Source organism: Rhodospirillales bacterium, from assembly GCA_016699855.1.
GTDB lineage: Bacteria > Pseudomonadota > Alphaproteobacteria > Reyranellales > Reyranellaceae.
Genome location: CP064988.1, coordinates 203,715 through 223,075, shown reverse-complemented (window position 1 = coordinate 223,075; position 19,361 = coordinate 203,715). Strand labels below are relative to the sequence as shown.

The 19,361-nt window shown below is 71.7% G+C and carries 16 protein-coding genes and 1 pseudogene; 10 read left to right on the top strand and 7 right to left on the bottom strand.

The features are described from left to right. The first annotated feature begins 84 nt into the window (after window positions 1-84). Together IPK81_01020 and IPK81_01015 are read left to right on the top strand one after the other, a co-directional pair. A complete protein-coding gene (locus IPK81_01020; protein ID QQS12899.1) occupies window positions 85-576 on the top strand; it encodes a hypothetical protein in 492 nt (163 codons plus the stop codon). Next, window positions 531-1,745 carry an MFS transporter gene (locus IPK81_01015; protein QQS12898.1) on the top strand — a complete coding sequence of 405 codons (1,215 nt, stop codon included), beginning with the start codon at window positions 531-533 and terminating at the stop codon, window positions 1,743-1,745. Before IPK81_01020 ends, IPK81_01015 begins: the two co-directional genes overlap by 46 nt. Window positions 1,746-1,763: 18 nt before the next feature. On the opposite strand, the gene IPK81_01010 is transcribed toward IPK81_01015, so the two are convergent. Continuing rightward, window positions 1,764-3,692, bottom strand: a complete 1,929-nt coding sequence (locus IPK81_01010; GenBank protein ID QQS12897.1) for an ABC-F family ATP-binding cassette domain-containing protein — start codon at window positions 3,690-3,692, stop codon at window positions 1,764-1,766. Window positions 3,693-3,843: 151 nt separating this feature from the next. Here IPK81_01010 and ndk point away from each other — a divergent pair, with 151 nt between their 5' ends. Further along, window positions 3,844-4,266: a nucleoside-diphosphate kinase gene (ndk, locus tag IPK81_01005; protein QQS12896.1), complete on the top strand. Its 423-nt coding sequence runs from the start codon at window positions 3,844-3,846 to the stop codon at window positions 4,264-4,266. Between the two features lie 188 nt (window positions 4,267-4,454). On the opposite strand, the gene IPK81_01000 is transcribed toward ndk, so the two are convergent. Together IPK81_01000 and IPK81_00995 are read right to left on the bottom strand one after the other, a co-directional pair. Beyond that, window positions 4,455-5,021, bottom strand: a complete 567-nt coding sequence (locus IPK81_01000; GenBank protein QQS12895.1) for a TMEM165/GDT1 family protein — start codon at window positions 5,019-5,021, stop codon at window positions 4,455-4,457. A 157-nt stretch (window positions 5,022-5,178) separates the two neighbouring features. Further along, window positions 5,179-6,102 (bottom strand): aminotransferase class IV, encoded by a 924-nt coding sequence (locus tag IPK81_00995; GenBank protein QQS12894.1) that lies wholly within the window; start codon window positions 6,100-6,102, stop codon window positions 5,179-5,181. An 87-nt stretch (window positions 6,103-6,189) separates the two neighbouring features. On the opposite strand from IPK81_00995, the gene IPK81_00990 reads away from it, so the two are divergent. From IPK81_00990 to IPK81_00975, 4 genes are read left to right on the top strand one after another with little or no spacing between them, the layout of a single operon-like run. Next, the gene (locus tag IPK81_00990; GenBank protein ID QQS12893.1) at window positions 6,190-7,500 is read left to right on the top strand and encodes an aspartate aminotransferase family protein; all 1,311 of its coding nucleotides are present in this window, start codon (window positions 6,190-6,192) and stop codon (window positions 7,498-7,500) included. A gap of 30 nt (window positions 7,501-7,530) precedes the next feature. Then, on the top strand, window positions 7,531-8,445 hold the full coding sequence (locus IPK81_00985; GenBank protein QQS12892.1) for a hydroxymethylglutaryl-CoA lyase: 915 nt from the start codon (window positions 7,531-7,533) through the stop codon (window positions 8,443-8,445). Next, entirely contained in the window at window positions 8,442-9,170 is a 729-nt protein-coding gene (locus IPK81_00980) for a hypothetical protein (protein QQS12891.1), read from the top strand. Before IPK81_00985 ends, IPK81_00980 begins: the two co-directional genes overlap by 4 nt. Window positions 9,171-9,188: 18 nt before the next feature. Continuing rightward, window positions 9,189-9,530 carry a hypothetical protein gene (locus IPK81_00975; GenBank protein ID QQS12890.1) on the top strand — a complete coding sequence of 114 codons (342 nt, stop codon included), beginning with the start codon at window positions 9,189-9,191 and terminating at the stop codon, window positions 9,528-9,530. 13 nt (window positions 9,531-9,543) lie between these two features. Here the strand turns inward: IPK81_00975 and IPK81_00970 are convergent, their stop codons facing one another. After that, complete coding sequence (locus IPK81_00970; GenBank protein ID QQS12889.1) at window positions 9,544-10,617, bottom strand: S8/S53 family peptidase; 1,074 nt, start codon at window positions 10,615-10,617, stop codon at window positions 9,544-9,546. A 203-nt stretch (window positions 10,618-10,820) separates the two neighbouring features. Between IPK81_00970 and IPK81_00965 the strand changes: the two genes are divergently transcribed. From IPK81_00965 to IPK81_00955, 3 genes are read left to right on the top strand one after another with little or no spacing between them, the layout of a single operon-like run. Further along, on the top strand, window positions 10,821-12,428 hold the full coding sequence (locus IPK81_00965) for a methylcrotonoyl-CoA carboxylase (GenBank protein QQS12888.1): 1,608 nt from the start codon (window positions 10,821-10,823) through the stop codon (window positions 12,426-12,428). A gap of 5 nt (window positions 12,429-12,433) precedes the next feature. Continuing rightward, the gene (locus IPK81_00960; protein ID QQS12887.1) at window positions 12,434-13,216 is read left to right on the top strand and encodes an enoyl-CoA hydratase/isomerase family protein; all 783 of its coding nucleotides are present in this window, start codon (window positions 12,434-12,436) and stop codon (window positions 13,214-13,216) included. A 2-nt stretch (window positions 13,217-13,218) separates the two neighbouring features. Next, window positions 13,219-15,291, top strand: coding sequence for an acetyl/propionyl/methylcrotonyl-CoA carboxylase subunit alpha (locus IPK81_00955; GenBank protein ID QQS12886.1), 2,073 nt, complete (start codon window positions 13,219-13,221; stop codon window positions 15,289-15,291). A 105-nt stretch (window positions 15,292-15,396) separates the two neighbouring features. Here IPK81_00955 and IPK81_00950 read toward each other — a convergent pair. The 3 genes and pseudogenes from IPK81_00950 to IPK81_00940 all read right to left on the bottom strand — a co-directional run bounded on the left by IPK81_00950 (window position 15,397) and on the right by IPK81_00940 (window position 19,351). Next, window positions 15,397-16,447: pseudogene (locus tag IPK81_00950) on the bottom strand (aryldialkylphosphatase). Next, entirely contained in the window at window positions 16,447-17,769 is a 1,323-nt protein-coding gene (locus IPK81_00945; GenBank protein ID QQS12885.1) for an aminotransferase class III-fold pyridoxal phosphate-dependent enzyme, read from the bottom strand. Before IPK81_00945 ends, IPK81_00950 begins: the two are co-directional and overlap by 1 nt. A gap of 25 nt (window positions 17,770-17,794) precedes the next feature. Next, a complete protein-coding gene (locus tag IPK81_00940; GenBank protein ID QQS12884.1) occupies window positions 17,795-19,351 on the bottom strand; it encodes an acetyl-CoA acetyltransferase in 1,557 nt (518 codons plus the stop codon). Window positions 19,352-19,361 lie beyond the last annotated feature (10 nt).

Below are 19,361 nucleotides of genomic sequence, written 5' to 3'. Positions count from 1 at the left end.
TCCTGCGCCCTCCGGCTCGTGACGCCGGCCCGCCGTTCAGATATCGCGCCTCACGCAAATCCTGCCTTTCCTCGTGAGGTCGATATGTCACGTCCCGGCGTTCTCGCGGCGGCCGGTTTCGCGCTCGGTCTCGCCGCCCTCGGTCCGCAATTGGCCGCCGCGCAGTGCACCATGCTGCGCTCCGACGAGGCGGCCTGCTGCCTGAAGCTCAAGGGGCTCCACGAGCGCTACCTGCCCAACCGCTCGATGACCGACAGCCGCGGCGGCGGCGACGGCACCGAGACCATGGTGGCGCCGGCGTGGTGCGACGGCGCCTGCTCGGCCGAGGCCATCCCGCATATCGAGAAGATGCGGTGCGGCCATGGTTTCGCGCTTCCGGAGCCGGCCATCGGCGCGCGCCTCGACGAGCCCGCGGCGGAACACGCCAGCCATGAGGGCGTCGCCGGTCGCGCCGGGGTCCCCGCTGGCGTAGAATGCCGACGTGTCGCCCGGAGAAGCCGGGCGGCGCGTCCGTCATTCCGGGAGCGCCGATGTCCGTCGCTGGTGCACAATCCCTCGGCCGCGATATCCGCGTGATCGGCGTGGTCGGCGTCGCCCACGGCCTCAGCCATTTCTACCAGCTCGCGCTGGTCACGCTGCTGCTGGTCGTGCGGCCGCAGTTCGGTCTGAGCTACACCGACATCGGCGTGCTCGGCGCGATCTTCTACGCCGTGTCGGGCGTCGGCCAGACCGCCGCCGGCTTCGCGGTCGACCGCTTCGGCGCGCGGCCCGTCCTGACCTTCGGGCTGCTGTCGGCGGCGTCGGCCTTCGGACTGATCGCGCTCCTCGGGCGCGATTTCTGGACGCTGGTGCCGCTGGTGACGATCGCCGGCATCGGCAACTGCGTGTTCCATCCCGCCGATTTCGCGATCCTTAACGCCTCCGTCGACTCCCGCCGGCTCGGACGCGCCTACAGCGTCCACGGACTCGGCGGCACGCTGGGATGGGTCGCGGCGTCGGTGATCTACTTCCTGTCGGAGATGTTCGGCTGGCGGATCGCCGCGGCGAGCGCGTCGGCGGTGGGCGTGCTCGTCGCCGCCGCCGTCATGTCGCAGGGCCACGCGATGACCGACCACCGCGTCGCGCGCCGCGCGTCGGGCGCCTCGGGCGCGTTCGACGTCTCGGCGCTGTTCTCCGTGCCGATCCTGGTCTGCATGCTCTATTTCGTGTTCGTCGCGATCACCGTCGTCGGCGTGCAGCAATTCTCGGTGCCGGCGCTGCAGGCCATGTTCCCGTTGTCGCGCGATGCCGCCATCTGGTCGCTCAACGCGCTGCTGCTGGGCTCGGCGGTCGGCGTCGTCGCCGGCGGCTGGCTGGCCGACAGCGCCTCGCGCCACGACGCCATCGCCGCCGGTGGCTTGCTGGCGGCCGGCGCGCTTTCCGCCGTGATCGCGACGGGCGCGATCCCCGCGCTCCTGGTGCTGCCGTTGATGGCGTTGACCGGGTTCGCCGGCGGCGTGACCGGACCGTCGCGCGACATGATCGTGCGCGGCGCGACGCCGCCGGGCGCGTCGGGCAAGGTGTTCGGGTTCGTATACTCGGGCCTCGACGTCGGCTCGATGCTCGGACCGCCGGTGTTCGGCTGGCTGATCGACCACGGCATGCCGCACGGCATGTTCTGGGGCGCCTTCGCGATCTACCTGCTCAACGTGCTGACCGTGCTCCAGATCCGCCGCTTCAGCCGGCCGCGCGCCGCGATGGCGTGACGGCGCGGGCGGGGCCGCTCAGGCCGCCTCGCTCTGGGCCGCCTCGAGCGCGGCCTGCGCCTCCAGCCAGCGCTCCTCGGCGTCGGCGATGCTCTTGATCAGGTAGCCGAGGTCGATCTGCAGGCGCGTGACCGCCTCGGCCGGGCCGGCGTAGAGGTCCGGGTCGGCCAGCTTGGCGTCGAGCGCGACGCGCTGGGCGTTCAGCTTTTCCAGCTCCTTCTCGGCCCGCTCGATGCTCTTGCGCAGCGGCGCCAGGCGCTGGCGGTGCTCGGCGTCGGCGCGCCGGCGCTCGGCCTTCGGCAGGGGCGGTGGCGCTGGCGTTGCCGGCGCGGCGGCGGCTGCCGGCGCATCGTCGACGCGGGCGCGCTTCTCCCGCCGGGCGCCGCGGTCGGACATGACCTGGCTCTCGTAGTCGTCGAGGTCGCCCTCGAACGAAGCGCAGGTGCCGTCGGCGACCAGCCACAACCGGTCGGCGACCAGACGCACGAGATGGGCGTCGTGGCTGACCAGGATCACGGCGCCGTCGTACTCGTTCAGCGCCTCGACCAGGGCGGCGCGCGAATCCATGTCGAGATGGTTGGTCGGCTCGTCGAGCAGCAGGATGTGCGGCGCCTCGCGCGTCATCAGCGCGAACAGCAGCCGCGTGCGCTCGCCGCCCGACAGCGTCTTGACGGTCTGGTCGGCGCGCGGGCCGGAGAACATGAAGCGGCCGAGCTGCGACCGCACCGCCGTCTCGGTCGCCAGCGGCATCAGGCGGCGCATGTGCTGGAACGGCGTGCCGTCGACGTCGAGCTCCTCCTCCTGCTGCTGCGAGAAGTAGCCCACCCGCAGCTTGCCGGATTTGCGCAGGCTGCCGCCGCGCGTCGCCAGCCGACCGGCCAGCAGGCGGATGAAGGTCGACTTGCCGTTGCCGTTCTGGCCGAGCAGGGCGATGCGGTCGTCCATGTCGATGCGCAGGTTCAGCTTGCGCAGCACCGGCGGCCCGTCGCCGTAGCCGACCGAGGCGTCGTCCATGGCGATCAGCGGCGGCGACAGCGGATCGGGGTTGGGGAACGAGAACTCGATCGCCGAGTCGGACGCCACCGGCACGATCGGCTCCATCTTCTCCAGCAGCTTCATGCGCGACTGCGCTTGGCGCGCCTTGCTCGCCTTGGCGCGGAAGCGGTCGACGAACGCCTGGATGCGCTTGCGCTCGGCCATCTGCCGGGTCTGAAGCGCCGCCTGGCGCTCGGCCTGCTCGCGGCGCGTGCGCTCGAAGCGGTCGAAGTTGCCCGTGTAGGAGACCAGCCTGCCCTGGTCGATGTGCACGATCTGGTCGCACACCGCGTTCAGCAGCTCGCGGTCGTGGCTGACCAGCAGCAGCGTGTAGGGGTAGGTGCGCAGGTAGTCCGACAGCCACAGCCGCGCCTCGATGTCGAGGTGGTTGCTGGGCTCGTCGAGCAGCAGCAGGTCGGGCTGCGCGAACAGCGCCTGCGCCAGCGCCACGCGCATGCGCCAGCCGCCGGAGAACTCGCCGCACGGCCGCTGCTGGGCGGCGTGGTCGAAGCCCAGCCCGTGCAGGATGGCGGCGGCGCGGGAGGGGGCGTTGTGGGCGCCGATGTCGGCCAGGCGGATATGGATCTCGGCGACGCGGTTGGGCTCGGTCGCGGTCTCGGCCTCGACCAGCAGGGCGGCGCGCTCGCGGTCGGCCTCCAGCACCGTCTCGAGCACGGATTTGTCGCCGCCCGGCGCGTCCTGGGCCACCTCGCCGATGCGGGCGCTGGCGCGCACCGTCACCGAGCCGCCGTCGACGCCGAGCTCGCTCCGGATCAGGCGCAGCAGCGTCGACTTGCCGGTGCCGTTGCGGCCGACCAGCCCGGCGCGCCGCCCGGCCGGCACCGCGACGGTGGCGCGCTCGAACAGCGGCCGGCCGGCGACGCGGTAGGTGAGGTCGTTGATGTGCAGCATGGCGGCGCGGCGTTTACCACGCGCGCCGCGCCCGGCAAAGCGCCCGGCGGGGCGCCGGTTGCCGCAGGAACGCGGAGAGTCTATAAGCCCGCGACTTTCGCGGCCGGGCGTGGGCGCCCGCCATCCCCCGCCATCCTTCGTGGAGACGACCATGGCGCTCGAGCGCACCTTTTCGATCATCAAGCCGGACGCGACGCGCCGCAACCTCACGGGCAGGATCAACGCCCGCTTCGAGGAGGCCGGTCTGCGCGTCGTCGCCCAGCGGCGCATCTGGATGAGCCAGCAGCAGGCCGAGAATTTCTACGGCGTGCACCGCGCGCGGCCGTTCTTCGGCGACCTCGTGAAGTTCATGACGTCCGGCCCGGTGGTCGTGCAGGTGCTCGAGGGCGACAACGCCATCGCGCGCAACCGCGAGATCATGGGCGCGACGAACCCGGCCAACGCCGCCGCCGGCACCATCCGCAAGGACTTCGCCGAGTCGATCGAGGCCAACTCGGTGCACGGCTCGGACTCGCCGGAGAACGCCGCGATCGAGATCGCCTACTTCTTCGCCGGCAGCGACATCGTCGGGTGAGGCTTCGGCCGAGCATCGTCGGCCGCCTCGACAAGGACGCCCGTCGCCTCCGTCGTCATCCCGAGCGCAGCGAGGGATCTTTACGCGGCCTAAAGATCCCTCGCTGCGCTCGGGATGACGCGGGGAACGCTTGCGACGACGTGGGCGGCGCACGAGTTGGCGGAGGACTTCGTCGGGCGCGGCGTCGGTCAGCCGAACGCGATCGTCGCCACGCCGAGGATCGCGAACAGCAGCGCGGCGCCCTTGTTGAGCGCCGCCAGCGGCAGGCGCTGCGCCAGCCTGTCGCCCAGCCACACCGCCGGCGCGTTGGCGAGCATCATGCCGATCGTCGTGCCGGCGACCACGGCGGCGAGCTGCTCGTAGCGCGCCGCCAGCGCGACCGTGGCGACCTGCGTCTTGTCCCCCATCTCGATCACGAAGAACGCCATCGTCGTCGCGGTGAACACCGCCCACGCGCCGAGGGCGGGGCGGGCGGCGGCGTCATCGTCGAGACGGTCGGGGATCAGCGCCCACACCGCCATCGCGATGAACGAGCCGCCGACGATCCAGCGGGCCCACGGCCCGTCCAGCCAGTGGCCCAGCAGGCTGCCGACGTATCCCGCGCCGGCGTGGTTCAGCAGCGTCGCCGCGAAGATGCCGGCGAGGATCGGCCACGGCGCGCGGTAACGCGCGGCCAGAGCGACGGCCAGAAGCTGGGTCTTGTCGCCGCACTCCGCCAGCGCGACGATTCCGGTCGAGACGAGGAACGCTTCCATGCGGTGGTGTCGTTACCACACCGCGCCAGCGGGCGTCCCGCGACATGGCGCGCGGCCGACCTCGCGCTCTCAGCCGCGCGGCGAGGGGAGGGCGCGCGATACGCCGCCTCCGGAGCTTCGCATCGCGTCGCTGCCGGCGGGCCGATTGGAAGCCAGGCTAGAGCCGGTCGAGGTACTGCTTGACGAAGTCGCAGCCGACCTCGGCGCTGTAGGCGGCCGTCAGCTTGGCCGTCACCGGGCCGGGCGTCTTGCCGGCGCCGACCGCTTGGCCGTTGAAGCTGCGCACCGGCAGGATGCACAGGCTGGTCGAGGTCAGGAACATCTCGTCGGCGTTCTCGGCGTCGAACAGGTCGATGTCGGCCTCCTGGCAGCCGATGCCCAGCTTCGCCGCGAGGTCCATCGTCATCTGCCGGCTGACGCCGGGCAGCACGTACTTGTCGCGCGGGGTGGTCAGCGCGCCGTCGCGGACGATGAAGATGTTGCTGCCGAGACCCTCGGCGAGGTTGCCGTTCTCGTCGAGCAGGATCGCCCAGGCGTCGGGGTTCAGCGCCTTCACCGGCTGCTCGGCCACGATCATGTTGAGGTAGTTGTGGGTCTTGGCGCGCGGGCTCAGCATGTTCGGCGCGGTCCTGCGCATCGCCGTGACCATGACGTCGGCGCCGTCGCGGAAATACTTGGCGCGCTTGGCCATCGGGATCGGCAGGACCTCGATCACGACGTTCGGACCGGTGTGCTCCCAGCCCTCGTCGCCGACCGCGTCGACGCCGCGGCTGACGCGCTGGCCGACCCACCAGTCGCCGGCCTCGGCGCGCAGGTGCTCGTTGCGCGCCACGACCTCCTCGCTGTGCGCCACCATCTCGGACGGCGAGATCCCGGGATCGATGCGCAGGTAGCGCAGCGAGCGGTAGAAGCGGTCGATGTGCTCCTTCAGGCGGAACGGGGCGCCCTCGAAGGTGCGCGTCATGTCGAAGGCGCCGTCGCCGTACTTCCAGCTGCGGTCGCGGAACGGGATCATGACCTGGTTCTCGGGCACGATCCTGCCGTTGAACCATGCGACGCGGGAATTCGACAGGGCGGTCATACGGGCCTCCGGAATCACGGGGGCGGGCGGCGCGCTCGACGCCGGCCCGCCGATGCGCCACGCTAGCGCAAATCCGGCGGAGGGGCCATGCGCGAATACCGGCGATCCGAGGAGCTCTACGAACGCGCGCGCCGGCACATGGCGGGCGGCGTCAGCAGCAACGTGCGCTACGCCAGCGCGCCGGTGCCGCTGTTCTTCGCGCGCGGCGAGGGCGCGCGTCTGCACGACGTCGATGGCAACGTCCACATCGACTACGTCCTCGGCAACGGGCCGGCGATCCTCGGCCACGCGCCGCCGGGCGTGCTGCGCGCGGTGGCCGACAGCCTCGCCGACGGCCAGGTGTTCGCCGCGCAGCACCGTCGCGAGGCCGAACTCGCGGAGCGGCTGTGCCGGATCCTGCCGGGCGCCGAGCTGGTGCGCTTCGCGACCTCCGGCACGGAGGCCGTGCTGATGGCGCTGCGCGTCGCGCGCGCCTTCACCGGGCGGCCCAAGATCGTGAAGTTCGAGGGCCACTACCACGGTTGGACCGACCAGACCTACATCAGCGTCCGGCCGACAGGGAACGAGGCCGGCCCGGCGGAGGCGCCGGCACCGGTCGCGGAGTCGCCGGGGATCGCGCCGGGCGCGCTCGACGACGTCTCGGTGTGCGGCTGGAACGATCTGGCGGCGTTGGACCGGTTGTTCGCGCGCGAGGGGCGCGACATCGCCGCCGTGATCATGGAGCCCGTCATGGTCAACGGCGGCGCCGTGATCGCCGAGCCCGGCTATCTCGCCGGTGTCGCGGCGCTGTGCCGGCGCCACGGCGCGCTGTTCATATGCGACGAGGTGATCACGGGCTTCCGCGCCGGCCTCGGCGGCGCGCAGGGCCGCTTCGGCGTGGCCGCCGATCTCGCGATCTACGCCAAGGCGGTGGCGGCGGGGTTTCCTCTGGCGCTGGTGGCGGGCCGTCGCGACGTGATGGAGGTTCTGCAGACCCGCGGCGTCATGCACGGCGGCACCTACAACGGAAACGTCCAGAGCGTCGCCGCGGCCCTGGCCGCGCTCGACGAGCTGGAGCGCGATGGCGGCGCGCTCTACGCCGCCATGGAGGGGCGCGGTCTTCGGTTGATGGCCGGGCTGGAGGCGCTGGGACGGCGGCACGGCCTGCCGATCCTGGCGCGCGGGTTGCCGACCATCTTCCAGACCTTCGTCACCGACGGGCCCGCGCCCCGGAATTTCCGCGAGGCCGCCGCCACCGACCGCGACCGGGCGCTGGCGCTCAGCCGCGCGCTGCAGGACGAGGGCGTGCGGGTGAACCAGCGGTGTTCGTGGTTCCTCTCGGCGGCGCACGACGACGCCACGATCGACGAGACGCTCGCCGCCGCCGACCGCGCCATGGCGCGGCTGGGCGCGGCGTGAGATAGAGGCGGCCATGGGAGGAGTGCTGCGATGAACCTGCCCAAACGCGCGCGACTGGTCGAGGTCGGCCCCCGCGACGGTCTGCAGAACGAGGCCCGGCCGGTATCGGTCGCGGCCAAGATCGCGCTGATCGACGCGTTGTCGGCGGCCGGCCACACCACGGTCGAGTCCGGCAGCTTCGTGTCGCCCAAATGGGTGCCGCAGATGGCGAGCACGGACGAGGTGCTGGCCGGCATCGCCCGCAGGCCCGGCGTCTCCTATCCCGTGCTGGTGCCGAACGAGCAGGGCATGAACGCCGCGATCGAGGCGAGGTGCGGCGAGATCGCGGTGTTCACGGCGGCGTCGGAGGCGTTCTGCCGCAAGAACACCAACTGCTCGATCGACGAGAGCTTCGAGCGCTTCGCGCCGGTGGTCGAGGCGGCGCGCCACCACGGCATCCGCGTGCGCGGCTACATCTCGACCGTGATCGCCTGCCCCTACGACGGCGCCGTCGCGCCGGGCAAGGTGGCGGAGGTCGCCGACCGTTTGTTCCGCATGGGCTGCTACGAGGTCTCGCTCGGCGACACGATCGGTGTCGGCACGCCCGGCAAGTGCGTAGAGATGATCGACGCCGTGGCCGCGAAAGTGCCGCGCGACAAGATCGCGGCGCATTTCCACGACACCTACGGCCAGTCGCTGGCCAACATCCTCGCGGTGATGGAGCGGGGGATCACGGTGTTCGACACCGCCGTCGCCGGGCTGGGCGGCTGCCCCTACGCCAAGGGCGCCTCGGGCAACGTCGGCACCGAGGACGTCGTCTACATGCTGAACGGGCTCGGTGTCGAACACGGCGTCGACCTCGACGCCGTCGCCGCGGCGGGCCGCGCGATCTGCGCCGCGCTGGGGCGGGAGCCGGCGTCGAAGGTCGCGCAGGCGTTGAAGGCGAATTGCGCGGCGGCCGCGTGACCGCCGCCGCCCGCGTGGACATCCGCCACGACCTCCTGAACGCGCAGGTGCGCGCGTGGATGCGGCTGGGCGAGACCGGCGTCTGGTGGTCGGGCGCAGACCGCGTCGCCATCGCCGCCGAGACCCGCGCCGCCGCCGCGTGCGGGCTGTGCGCCACGCGCAAGGCGGCGCTGTCGCCGGCCGCGATCGCCGGCGCCCACGAGACCGCGGGCGGTCTCCCCGACGCGGCCGTCGAGGCGGTCCATCGCATCGCCACCGATTCCGGCCGCCTGTCCGAGGGCTGGTACCGCGCCGTCCGCGCCGCCGGCCTGGAGGAGGGCGCCTATGTCGAGCTGGTGTCCGTCGTCGCGATCACGACGGCCGTCGACACGTTCCGCCGCGCGCTCGGCCTGTCGCCGCTGCCGCTACCGGCGCCCGAGGACGGCGCGCCCAGCGGCCGCCGGCCGGCCGGCGCGCGCGACGGGCTGGCGTGGGTCGCGACCGTGGCGCCGGAGGATCGCGGCGCCGACGATCCCGACCTCTACCGCAACCGCATCGGCGGCAACGTGCATCGCGCGCTGAGCCTCGTGCCGGAGGCGATGATCGATTTCTGGGACATGTTCGAGACGATGTACCTCGACAATCCGGCGATGCGCGATTTCGGCCGCGAGTTCCGCGCCATCACGCATCCGCAGATCGAGATGCTGGCCGCGCGCGTGGCGGCGCTGAACCGCTGCGTCTATTGAACCGTCAGCCACCTAGCCTTGCTCCGGGGGAGCGGCCAGTTCAGCGGAGACGACTACGACCTCGCCGGCGTCATGGAGGGCGGGGGCGACACCGGAGTGCCGCACGCCGCGGCGCTGCTGGCGTTCGCTGACGCCGTCATCGGGCGTGACGCGGACGCGACGGCCGATGCGCGGGAGGCGCTGACCGCGGCGATCGGCGCCGCCGCCGTGGTCGACGCCGCCGCGGTGGTCGGCGGCTTCGACGCGATCACGCGGATCGCCGACGCCACCGGCATCCCGCTCGACGCCCGCGTCGAGACGCAATCCGCCGGCTGGCGCGGCCCGCTCGGCATCGACCGGTTCGCCGACGGCAAGGTCTGACCGCCGCCGGCGGTCAGTCCACCTCGTTCTCGGCGAGGCGCTGCTGCTTGCGCAGCGATGCGAGCGGCGGCAGCGGCGCCTTGAGCAGCGCCTCGCAGTCGAGGATGCCGCGGCCGTCGGTGGGCACCGGCCCGCCGCCGGTCACGTCGTTGCCCTGGATCGGCCGGGCCGTCGTGCGCAGCAGTTTGCGGAACGCCTTGATGCGGCGCCAGCCCGCGTAGCCGCCGTCGTCGAGCTCGCGCCCGCGCACCCGCAACCACATCGCCGCCGCCGCCGAGACGTGCACCGTGGCGTAGGAGGTGCCGTCGCCGCCGCCCTGCTCGATCAGGCACTGGCGGTCGCCGCCGCCGCGCAGCGAGTTCGGCCGCGGGATCTCGTCGGCCGGCGCCCACACGTCGATCCAGTCGCGGTCGTGCTCGTAGTCGTAGCAGATGCGCCGCTTCTGGTTGACGCCGGCCACAGCGACGGCGCGGGAGTAGCGCGACGGATAGACCTGCACCTGCATCAGGTCGGGCGCGTTCTGGCGCGTCTGGCCGCACGCCGCCACCACCATCGCGCCGGCCTCGTAGGCGGCGTCGACGGCGCGGCCGAGCTGGCGCATCTGGGTCTTGTTGCCGAACACCGACTGCACGCCGAGGCTGATCGAGATCACGGGCGCCTGCCGCTGCTCCAGCGCGTGGCGAAGCGCCTTGGCGGCGTTGACGATCGTCTCCTTGTGCAGGACCACCGTCTCCGCCACCCGGTAGGGGACGACCGGCACGCCCGGCGCCATGCCGACGAAGGTGCCGGGCTTGTCGCCGCACAGCACGCCCGATGTGCGCGTGCCGTGGCCGGGGAACAGCAGCAGCCCCGCGCTCAGGGGGTCGAGCGGCGGCTTGCCCGCCTCGACGTAGTTGACGCCGAGCCCGGCGAGCAGGGCGCCGGACGGCGCCTCCGGCGGCATGTGGAACACGCAGTGGTTGGTGTAGCCGGTGTCGATATGGGCGATCTTGACCGTCTCCCAGTCGCCGCCGCCGATCGCCTGCTGGACGATCCGCATGGCCTGCCGCGCGCGCACGGTCGTGATGTTCCAGGTGTGGTCGGTCATGGTTCGCTCCCTCGTCGCGCGACGGGCGGCCGGCGCCGGTCGCTCCCGACGGTTCATAGCATCGGGCCGGCGCCGCGCGCGTGGCGCGGGTCACGGACGCGGCGGCCATAAAACGATTGCCGGGGGCCGGCGGACGCTGCGATATGGGGCGCTCCATAGGCCGGAATCGACGTCCGGCCGTCGTCCCCGCCGGTCCGGTGCCCATGCCCGTCATCCAGTCCAAACTCGACACGCGCTCCGCCGCGTACAAGGCGAACCACGCTGCCATGAAGGCGCAGGTCGAGGATCTGCGCGCCAAGATCGAGGTGGTGCGCGAGGGTGGCGGCGCGGCCTCGCGCGAGCGCCATGTCGGCCGCGGCAAGCTGCTGCCGCGCGACCGGATCGGCGCGCTCCTCGATCCCGGCTCGCCGTTCCTCGAGTTCTCCCAGCTCGCCGCCTGGGACATGTACGACGGCAAGGCGCCGTCGGCCGGCGTCATCACCGGCGTCGGCCGGATCGCGGGCGTCGAGTGCGTCGTGGTGTGCAACGACGCCACCGTGCAGGGCGGCACCTACTATCCGATGACCGTCACCAAGCACCTCCGGGCGCAGGAGGTCGCGCTCGAGAACAATCTGCCCTGCGTCTACCTCGTCGATTCCGGCGGCGCCAACCTGCCGAACCAGTCCGGCGTGTTCCCCGACAAGACGCATTTCGGGCGCATCTTCTACAACCAGGCCAACATGAGCGCCCGCGGCATCCCGCAGATCGCCGTCGTGATGGGCTCGTGCACGGCGGGCGGAGCCTACGTGCCGGCGATGAGCGACGAGACGGTCATCGTGCGCAACCAGGGCACCATCTTCCTCGGCGGGCCGCCGCTGGTGAAGGCCGCCATCGGCGAGGTCGTCGATGCCGAGTCGCTGGGAGGCGCCGAGGTGCACACCAGCATTTCCGGCGTCGCCGACCACTACGCCATGAACGACAGCCACGCGCTGGGCATCGCGCGCCGCATCGTCGGCCATCTGAACCGGCGCAAGAACGCGCCCGTCGCGATGGTCGAGCCGCGCGATCCCCTCTATTCCGCCGACGAGCTCTACGGCGTCATCCCGACCGACGCGCGCATCCCCTACGACGCGCGCGAGCTGATCGCCCGCATCGTCGACGGCAGCGAGCTGGACGAGTTCAAGCAGCTCTACGGCACCACGCTGGTCACGGGCTTCGCCCATATCTGGGGCCATCCCGTCGGCATCGTCGCCAACAACGGCATCCTGTTCAACGAATCGGCGCTGAAGGCGGCGCATTTCATCGAGCTGTGCGGCCAGCGCGGCATCCCGCTGGTGTTCCTCCAGAACATCGTCGGATTCATGGTCGGCAAGAAGTACGAGGCCGGCGGCATCGCCAAGGACGGCGCCAAGATGGTGACCGCGGTCTCGACCGTGACGGTGCCGAAATTCACGGTGATCGTCGGCGGCAGCTACGGCGCCGGCAACTACGGCATGTGCGGCCGCGCCTACAGCCCGCGCATGCTGTGGATGTGGCCGTCCGGCCGCATCTCGGTAATGGGCGGCGAGCAGGCCGCCAGCGTGCTGGCCACGGTGCGGCGCGACAACATCGAGGCCAAGGGCGGCGCCTGGAGCGCCGAGGACGAGGCCGCTTTCAAGGCGCCGATCCGCGCCCAGCTCGAGGCCGAGGCGCATCCCTATTTCGCCAGCGCGCGCCTGTGGGACGACGGCATCCTCGATCCCGCCGACACGCGCATGGCGCTCGGCCTAGGGCTTTCCGCGGCGATGAACGCGCCGATCGAACCGCCCCGCTGGGGCGTGTTCCGGATGTGATGGCGATGAGCGATCCCGTCCTGCTGTCGGTCGACGACGGCGTCGCCACCGTCACGCTGAACCGCGTGAAGGAGCACAATTCCTTCGACGCCGCGGCCGGCGAGGCGTTCATCGCCGTCCTCGGCCGCGTCGCCGCCGATCCGGCGGTGCGGGTCACCGTGATCGGCGCCAAGGGGCCGTCGTTCTCGGCCGGCGGCGATTTCAACTGGGTGCTGACCTGGCCGTCGCAGACCCCGGCCCAGAACAAGGCCGGCGCGCTGGTCATGACGCGCGCCGTCCAGGCTGTCTACGACATGCCGATGCCGACCATCGCCCGGGTGCAGGGCGCCGCGGTCGGCGGCGGGGTCGGCGTCGCGCTGGCCTGCGACTACGTCGTGGCGTCCGACCGCGCGCGCTTCGGCCTGACCTCGGTGCGCAACGGATTGCTGGCCGGCATCGCCATCACCGTGCTGATCCAGACCGTCGGCCCGCGCAAGGCGCGCCAATTGCTGATGCATGGCGGCATCTTCGACGTCGAGGAGGCGCGGCGCATCGGCATGGTCGACCGTGTGGCGGCGCCGGAGTCGCTCGACATCGAGGTGGCTAAGCTGGCCGCCGAGCTCAAGCTGGGCGCGCCCAGCGTGCAGGCGCTGATCAAACGGCTGGTGACGGCGATGGACGCCGCGCCCAACGACGCCGGCATGGTCGAGCTGGTGGCGTCGAACGTCGCCGAACAATGCCTGACTCCCGACGCGCAGGAGGGCATGGCCGCCTTCCTCCAGAAGCGCAAACCGCGGTGGGTGACCTGACGATGTTTTCCAAGATCCTGATCGCCAACCGCGGCGAGATCGCGTGCCGGGTCGTCAAGACGGCGCGCAAGCTGGGCGTGCGGACGGTGGCGGTGTTCTCCGACGCCGACCGCGGCGCGCGGCACGTCGACATGGCCGACGAGGCCGTCCATATCGGGCCGTCGGCGGCGCGCGAGAGCTATCTCGTCGCCGAGCGGCTGATCGCCGCCGCCAAGGCCACCGGCGCCGAGGCGGTGCATCCCGGCTACGGCTTCCTGTCGGAGAACGCCGGCTTCGCCGAGGCCTGCGCCGCCGCCGGGATCGTGTTTATCGGTCCGCCGCCCGCGGCCATCCGCGCCATGGGCTCCAAGAGCGAGGCCAAGAAGCTGATGGAGGCGGCCGGGGTGCCGCTGGTGCCTGGCTACCACGGCGACGACCAGGACGCGGCGCTGCTGGCGCGCGAAGCGGCGCGCATCGGCTATCCCGTGCTGATCAAGGCCTCGGCCGGCGGCGGCGGCAAGGGCATGCGGCCGGTGCTGAAGCCGGAGCAGTTCGCCGACGCGCGGGCCGGCGCCAAGCGCGAGGCCAAGGCGGCGTTCGCCGACGACCACGTGCTGATCGAGCGCTACGTGCAGCGGCCGCGCCACATCGAGATCCAGGTGTTCGCCGATTCCCATGGCCACTGCGTCTACCTGTTCGAGCGCGACTGCTCGATCCAGCGCCGCCACCAGAAGGTGATCGAGGAGGCGCCGGCGCCGGGGATGACGCCGGAGCGGCGCAAGGCGATGGGCGAGGCGGCGGTCGCCGCCGCCAAGGCGATCGGCTACGTCGGCGCCGGCACGGTCGAGTTCATCGCCGACCAGGACGGCACGTTCTTCTTCATGGAGATGAACACGCGCCTCCAGGTCGAGCATCCCGTCACCGAGATGATCACCGGCCAGGACCTCGTGGAGTGGCAGCTTCGGGTGGCGTCTGGCGAAAGGCTGCCGCTGCGGCAGGAGGAGCTGCGCATCGACGGCCACGCCTTCGAGGTGCGGCTCTACGCCGAGGATCCGTCGCGCAACTTCCTGCCGTCGGTCGGCCGGCTGCGGCATCTCGAATTCCCGGCCGAGAGCGCGCATGTGCGCATCGACACCGGCGTGCGGCAGGGCGACGAGGTCACGCCGTTCTACGATCCGATGATCGCCAAGATCGTGGTCCACGACCGCGACCGCCGCGCGGCGCTGCGCCGGCTGTCGGTGGCGCTGGCCCACACCGAGGTGGTCGGCGTGCGCACCAACACCGCGCTGCTGTCGCGCATCGCGGCGCATCCCGTGTTCGCGGCCGGCGACGTCGACACCGGCTTCATCGAACGCCACAAGGCAGAGGTGATCCCGAAGCCGGACGAGACCGACGACCGCGTGGTGGCGTTCGCGACGGCCGCGCGCCTGCTGGATCAGCGCGCCCTGTCGGCGGCGCGGGCGGCGGCGTCGCGCGAGCCGCGCTCGCCGTGGAACCGGGTCGACGGCTGGCGTCCGGGCGGCGCGGCGATGGAGATCGTGCGCTGGCGCGACGGCGAGCGCGAGGTGCCGGTCGACGTGACCTACGAGCGGCATGCCGGCGGCGGATTGTCGGCGCTCGCCGGCGCCGGCGGCGACCTTCGGGTCACATTGGGCCTGCCCGGCGGGGACGCCGCCGTGGTGGCGTCGCGCGCCGGCAACGGCTCGATCCGCATGGATCAAGGTGGTGCCGTGGCGTCGGCCCGCGTCGTCGTCTCCACCGCCCTCGACGGCGGCCGGGACTACGTCGTGTTCGGCCTGCACGCCGGCGGCCGCGCGTTGCGCGCCGTCGACCCGCGCGACGCGTCGGGCGACGAGGCGGCCGGCGCGCCCGGCGGCGGCCTCAAGGCGCCGATGCCCGGCAAGATCATCGACGTCAAGGTGAAGGACGGCGAGAGCGTGTCGCGCGGCCAGGCCGTGATCGTGCTCGAGGCGATGAAGATGGAGCACACGCTGTCGGCCTCGACCGACGGCGTCGTGCGCAAGGTGCTCTACGCCGTCGGCGACCAGGTCAACGAGGGCGCCGACCTCGTCGAGTTCGAACCGGCCGCGGAGTAGGGGGTCACCGCCACCGGCCGGCTGCCGACGCGTACACATATCGCGCCATGCGACGCCATATGCCCTCTCCCCCACTTCGTGGCGGAGAGGGCGTCGGCCGCGCCGCTACGCGAACGTCAGCAGGCGGCGGGGGTTGCGGACCAGGATGGCGTCGACCTCGTCCTCGCTGTAGCCGCGCTTGAGCATCATCGGCACGACGTTGCGGAAGATGTGGCCGTAGCCGTGGCCGCCGAACACCGAGGCGGCTGATGTAGCAGATGTCGTGGCTGATGACGACGCGGTCGAGATGGCCGTGGTCGATCAGCGCCCGGATCAGGCGCAGCCGCGTGCCGTCGTTGGGCATGTCTATGTCCGACAGGCCGTAGTACGCCGCCTCCTGTCCGAACAGGTCGAACTCCAGGGTCACGCCGGTCTCGGCCAGACGCAGCAGCCTATCGACGTCGAAGATCGTGCGGTCGATATGGCTGATGACGACCCGCGTCGTGTCGTGGCCGGCGGCGTGGATGAAATCGGCGACTTCTTGCGGCTGGTCCTCGTGGCGGCCGGGATGGACGTTGAGTGCCGCCCCGGTCTCCGCCATCGCGATCAGCGCGCCGCGCATGACGCGCTTCTCGGTGTCGGTCCATGGCGACTGGCAGCCGATTTCGCCGATCATGCCCGCGCGCACGTCGGTGCCCCAGGCGCCCTCCAGCACCTGTCCGACCATCTCCTGCGCGAAATCCTCGACGGTGCGCCCGTGGTTGCGCGGGTCCTGGTAGGCGTCGACGTAGTGGCCGCAGCCCATAACGACGTTGACGCCGGTGCCCTCGGCGATGCGGCGCAGGCCCTTCGGATCCGGCGACAACCCGCCGCAGCTCAGCTCGACGATGGCGTCGCCGCCGTCGCGCTTCATCGCCTCGACCTCGCGCGTCGCCACATCCTCGAGGTCGAGCATGTACTTGCGCCCGGCGCGTTTGATCCCGTGGCCGTGGTTGATCTGCCAGACGTTCTCCAGCGTGATCTCCGGGCCGAGGTCGTTCTCGCCGCGCGCCTCCGGCGGGCGGATGTCCCACAGCACGTGCTCGTGCATCAACGTGCGGCCGAGCGTCTCCGGCGCGATCGGGCCGGTGACGGTCTGGACCTTGCCGCGCAGATCGTGGCGGGAGAGGCGCGCCATCAGAGGTCGGCCAGCACGTTCTTGTAGGCGCCGCAGTAGTCGTCGACGGCGGCGACGAAGGCGTCGTGGTCCGCGTCGGTCAGCGCCAGCGACAGCGCCATGAAGCCGCGGCGGGCGAGGTAGAAGCCGCGCTCCAGCATGTTCAGGTGGAACAGCGCGCGCGCCTCCACCGGCGTGTCCTGCGTGTCGAACGGCTTGGCGATCGGCTTGGATTGCCAGTGCGCCACCAGGATCGAGCCGGCGCCGTTGACCTGCAGCGGTACGTCATGGCGTCGGCCGACCTCGCGCAGTCGCTCGCGCAGGCGGTCGCCACTGGCGTAGAGCCGGTCGGCGGCGTCCGCCGTGAACACGTCGCGCAGGCCGGCGACGCCGGCGGCCATGGTCATGACGTTGTTGTTGAAGGTGCCGGCGTGCGGCCAGGCGTCCTTCTGCGAGGGATCGTAGCGGCGCATCAGATCGTGGCGGCCGCCGAACGCGCCGAACGTCAGCCCGCCGCCGAGATACTTCCCGAACGTCGTCATGTCCGGGATGATCCCCAGCCGCTTCTGCATGCCGCCGGACGACATGCGCGAGGTCATCACCTCGTCGAAGATCAGCACGATGCCGTGCGCGGTGGCCTCGTCCCGGAGCATCTGGAGGAACGCGGGGTCGGCGACGATGCCGCCGCCGGAGCCCATCATCGGCTCGATCAGGATCGCCGCGAGCTTGCCGGCGTTCTCGCGGATCAGCGCCCGGGTGGCGTCGATCTCGTTGAGCTTGGCCAGCACGAACGGGAACGGCGCGTTGATCGGGAAATCGGGCCCGTGATAGAAGGTCAGCACGCCGCCGTGGTAGCCGCCCTCCATCACCATGATGTGGCTGCGCCCGGTGTGGGCGCGCGCCGTCACCAGCGCCATCAGGTTCGACTCGGTGCCGGAATTGGTGAACCGCACGAGGTCCAGCGACGGGAACCGATCGCACATCATGCGGGCCAGCTCGACCTCGTCGCGGTTCGGACCGCCGAACACGATGCCGCGGTCGGTCGCCTCGCGGATCGCCTTCATGATGACGGGGTGGGAGTGGCCGTAGAGCCCGGCGGTGTACTCCCCCAGCAGGTCGGTGTAGGCGTGGCCGTCGATGTCGACCAGCCGCTGGCCCTCCGCCTTCTCGATCGCGACCGGGAACGGCGCGTAGTACAGCACCGAGCGGGTGTTGCCGCCGGGCATGGATTTGGCGGCCTCGTCCTGGCGGGCGCGGCTGCGCGGGTTGGCGGCGATGAACCGCTCCTCGGTCTCGTTGAGCGCGTCCCGCAGCGAGACGTTGATGCGCGTCGGCGCGTCCATCTGTTCCTCCTCCGTGCGCGGGGCCCTAGGCCGGCGTGAAGACGTTGCGCTTCTCGCCGGCGGCGACCACGCCGGCGCGGCCGATCTGGTCGCGCGCCACCATGTCGGCCAGCAGCGCCGGGTCGTCCGGCGTGTTGGCGACGAAGCGGTGGCCGTTGTCGGCGCGGCGGCCGTAGACGAAGCCGCGCACCGGCTTGTCGCGGTCGAACGCCACGGCGTAGGTCTCGATCCGCCCGGCGCCGGCCGGCGCGGTGTCGACGGCGACGACCGGAACCTTGTCGAGCGCCGCTTGGGTGGCTTTCGGATCCGGGCGCGTCCACGCTCCCCGAGTCGAGGTCGTCGACAGGATCGACGCCGAATGCTTGGTCACGTAGCTGCCGTTGCCCGTCACCATGCCGAATTTGCCCGGCGCGGCGCGGACCTTGTCCATCATCGCGGCGATGGAGTGGGTAACGTAGTTGTTCCCGGGGCCGCCGAAGAACGGCAGCCCGCCGGTCACCGTCAGGCCGCGCGGGTCGTCCTCGGCCAGGCCGATCTCGCGGCAGCCGATCTCCACCGCCGAGGGGAAGCAGCTGTAGAGGTCGAAGAACGACATATCGGCAAGCTTGCGGCCGGCCATGTCCAGCGCCGTGGTCGAGCAGGCGCGGATCGCGGGCGAGCGGTGCAGCTCGGCGCGCTCGCTGACCACCCAGGTGTCGGCGCCGTCGGCGCAGCCGTGCAGGAACACCCAGCGGCTCTCGGGGATGCCCAGTTCGCGCGCCTGGCCGACCGAGGTGACGATCACCGCGGCGGCCTGGTCGACGAAGGCGTTGGAGTTCATCAGGCGGGGGTAGGGGAAGGCGATATAGCGGTTGTCGGCGTCGACGGTCGACAGCCGCTCCGCCGAGTAGCCCTCGCGCCGCGTCGCGAGCGGATTGTCCCGCGCCACGGCGGCGAAGCCGGCGAACAGCTTGCCCATCGCGACGAGGTGCGCCGCCGGCGTGCGTCCACGGTCGGCGCGGATCGCGTTCTCGATCAGCGGATAGAAGTGGATCGCCGCCATCAGCCCGTGGCGCGCCTCCTCCGGGCTCCAGCCCAGCCGCTTGTCGCCGATCTCCAGCGGCTCGGCGCCGCCGGGGTCCTCGTTCCAGTCCAGCGTCAGCTTGGCGCGCTGGGCGGCGTTGAACGTGCGCAGCAGCTCGCCGCCGCACACCATCGCGGCGCGCAGCTCGCCGCGGGCGATCTGCTCGGCGAATTTGTGGACGAGGTAGAGCGGCATGTTGCCGCCGACCTCCGTGTAGTAGAGGTCGCGCGCGTTCGCCGCGCCGATGCGGTCGGCCACGCTCTTCGGCGGGTTGCTGGAGCGGCCGTAGGGCGACACGAACCGCGGGCTGGAATCGCTGAAGAAGCGCAGCAGCGCGATGGCGTCGAGCGTCGCGGCCAGCGCCGGCGCGCCTTTCGCGGGGGCGGCGTCGCGCAGGGCGAGTTCGGCCGCCTCGGCGACGAAGGCCGACGGCGAGCGCGCGTCGGACGGCGCGGACGTCGTGTCGGTGATCTGGCCGCAGCCGACGAGGATGGGCGTGCGCGGGTCGAGCTCGGTCATCGTCGGTGGT

What these genes read in the sequence shown, in the direction of transcription:
- IPK81_01020 (QQS12899.1), top strand. Translation starts at nt 85, where the DNA reads ATGTCACGTCCCGGCGTTCTCGCGGCGGCCGGTTTCGCGCTCGGTCTC.
- IPK81_01015 (QQS12898.1), top strand. Translation starts at nt 531, where the DNA reads ATGTCCGTCGCTGGTGCACAATCCCTCGGCCGCGATATCCGCGTGATC.
- IPK81_01010 (QQS12897.1), bottom strand. Translation starts at nt 3,692, where the DNA reads ATGCTGCACATCAACGACCTCACCTACCGCGTCGCCGGCCGGCCGCTG.
- ndk (QQS12896.1), top strand. Translation starts at nt 3,844, where the DNA reads ATGGCGCTCGAGCGCACCTTTTCGATCATCAAGCCGGACGCGACGCGC.
- IPK81_01000 (QQS12895.1), bottom strand. Translation starts at nt 5,021, where the DNA reads ATGGAAGCGTTCCTCGTCTCGACCGGAATCGTCGCGCTGGCGGAGTGC.
- IPK81_00995 (QQS12894.1), bottom strand. Translation starts at nt 6,102, where the DNA reads ATGACCGCCCTGTCGAATTCCCGCGTCGCATGGTTCAACGGCAGGATC.
- IPK81_00990 (QQS12893.1), top strand. Translation starts at nt 6,190, where the DNA reads ATGCGCGAATACCGGCGATCCGAGGAGCTCTACGAACGCGCGCGCCGG.
- IPK81_00985 (QQS12892.1), top strand. Translation starts at nt 7,531, where the DNA reads ATGAACCTGCCCAAACGCGCGCGACTGGTCGAGGTCGGCCCCCGCGAC.
- IPK81_00970 (QQS12889.1), bottom strand. Translation starts at nt 10,617, where the DNA reads ATGACCGACCACACCTGGAACATCACGACCGTGCGCGCGCGGCAGGCC.
- IPK81_00965 (QQS12888.1), top strand. Translation starts at nt 10,821, where the DNA reads ATGCCCGTCATCCAGTCCAAACTCGACACGCGCTCCGCCGCGTACAAG.
- IPK81_00960 (QQS12887.1), top strand. Translation starts at nt 12,434, where the DNA reads ATGAGCGATCCCGTCCTGCTGTCGGTCGACGACGGCGTCGCCACCGTC.
- IPK81_00955 (QQS12886.1), top strand. Translation starts at nt 13,219, where the DNA reads ATGTTTTCCAAGATCCTGATCGCCAACCGCGGCGAGATCGCGTGCCGG.
- IPK81_00945 (QQS12885.1), bottom strand. Translation starts at nt 17,769, where the DNA reads ATGGACGCGCCGACGCGCATCAACGTCTCGCTGCGGGACGCGCTCAAC.
- IPK81_00940 (QQS12884.1), bottom strand. Translation starts at nt 19,351, where the DNA reads ATGACCGAGCTCGACCCGCGCACGCCCATCCTCGTCGGCTGCGGCCAG.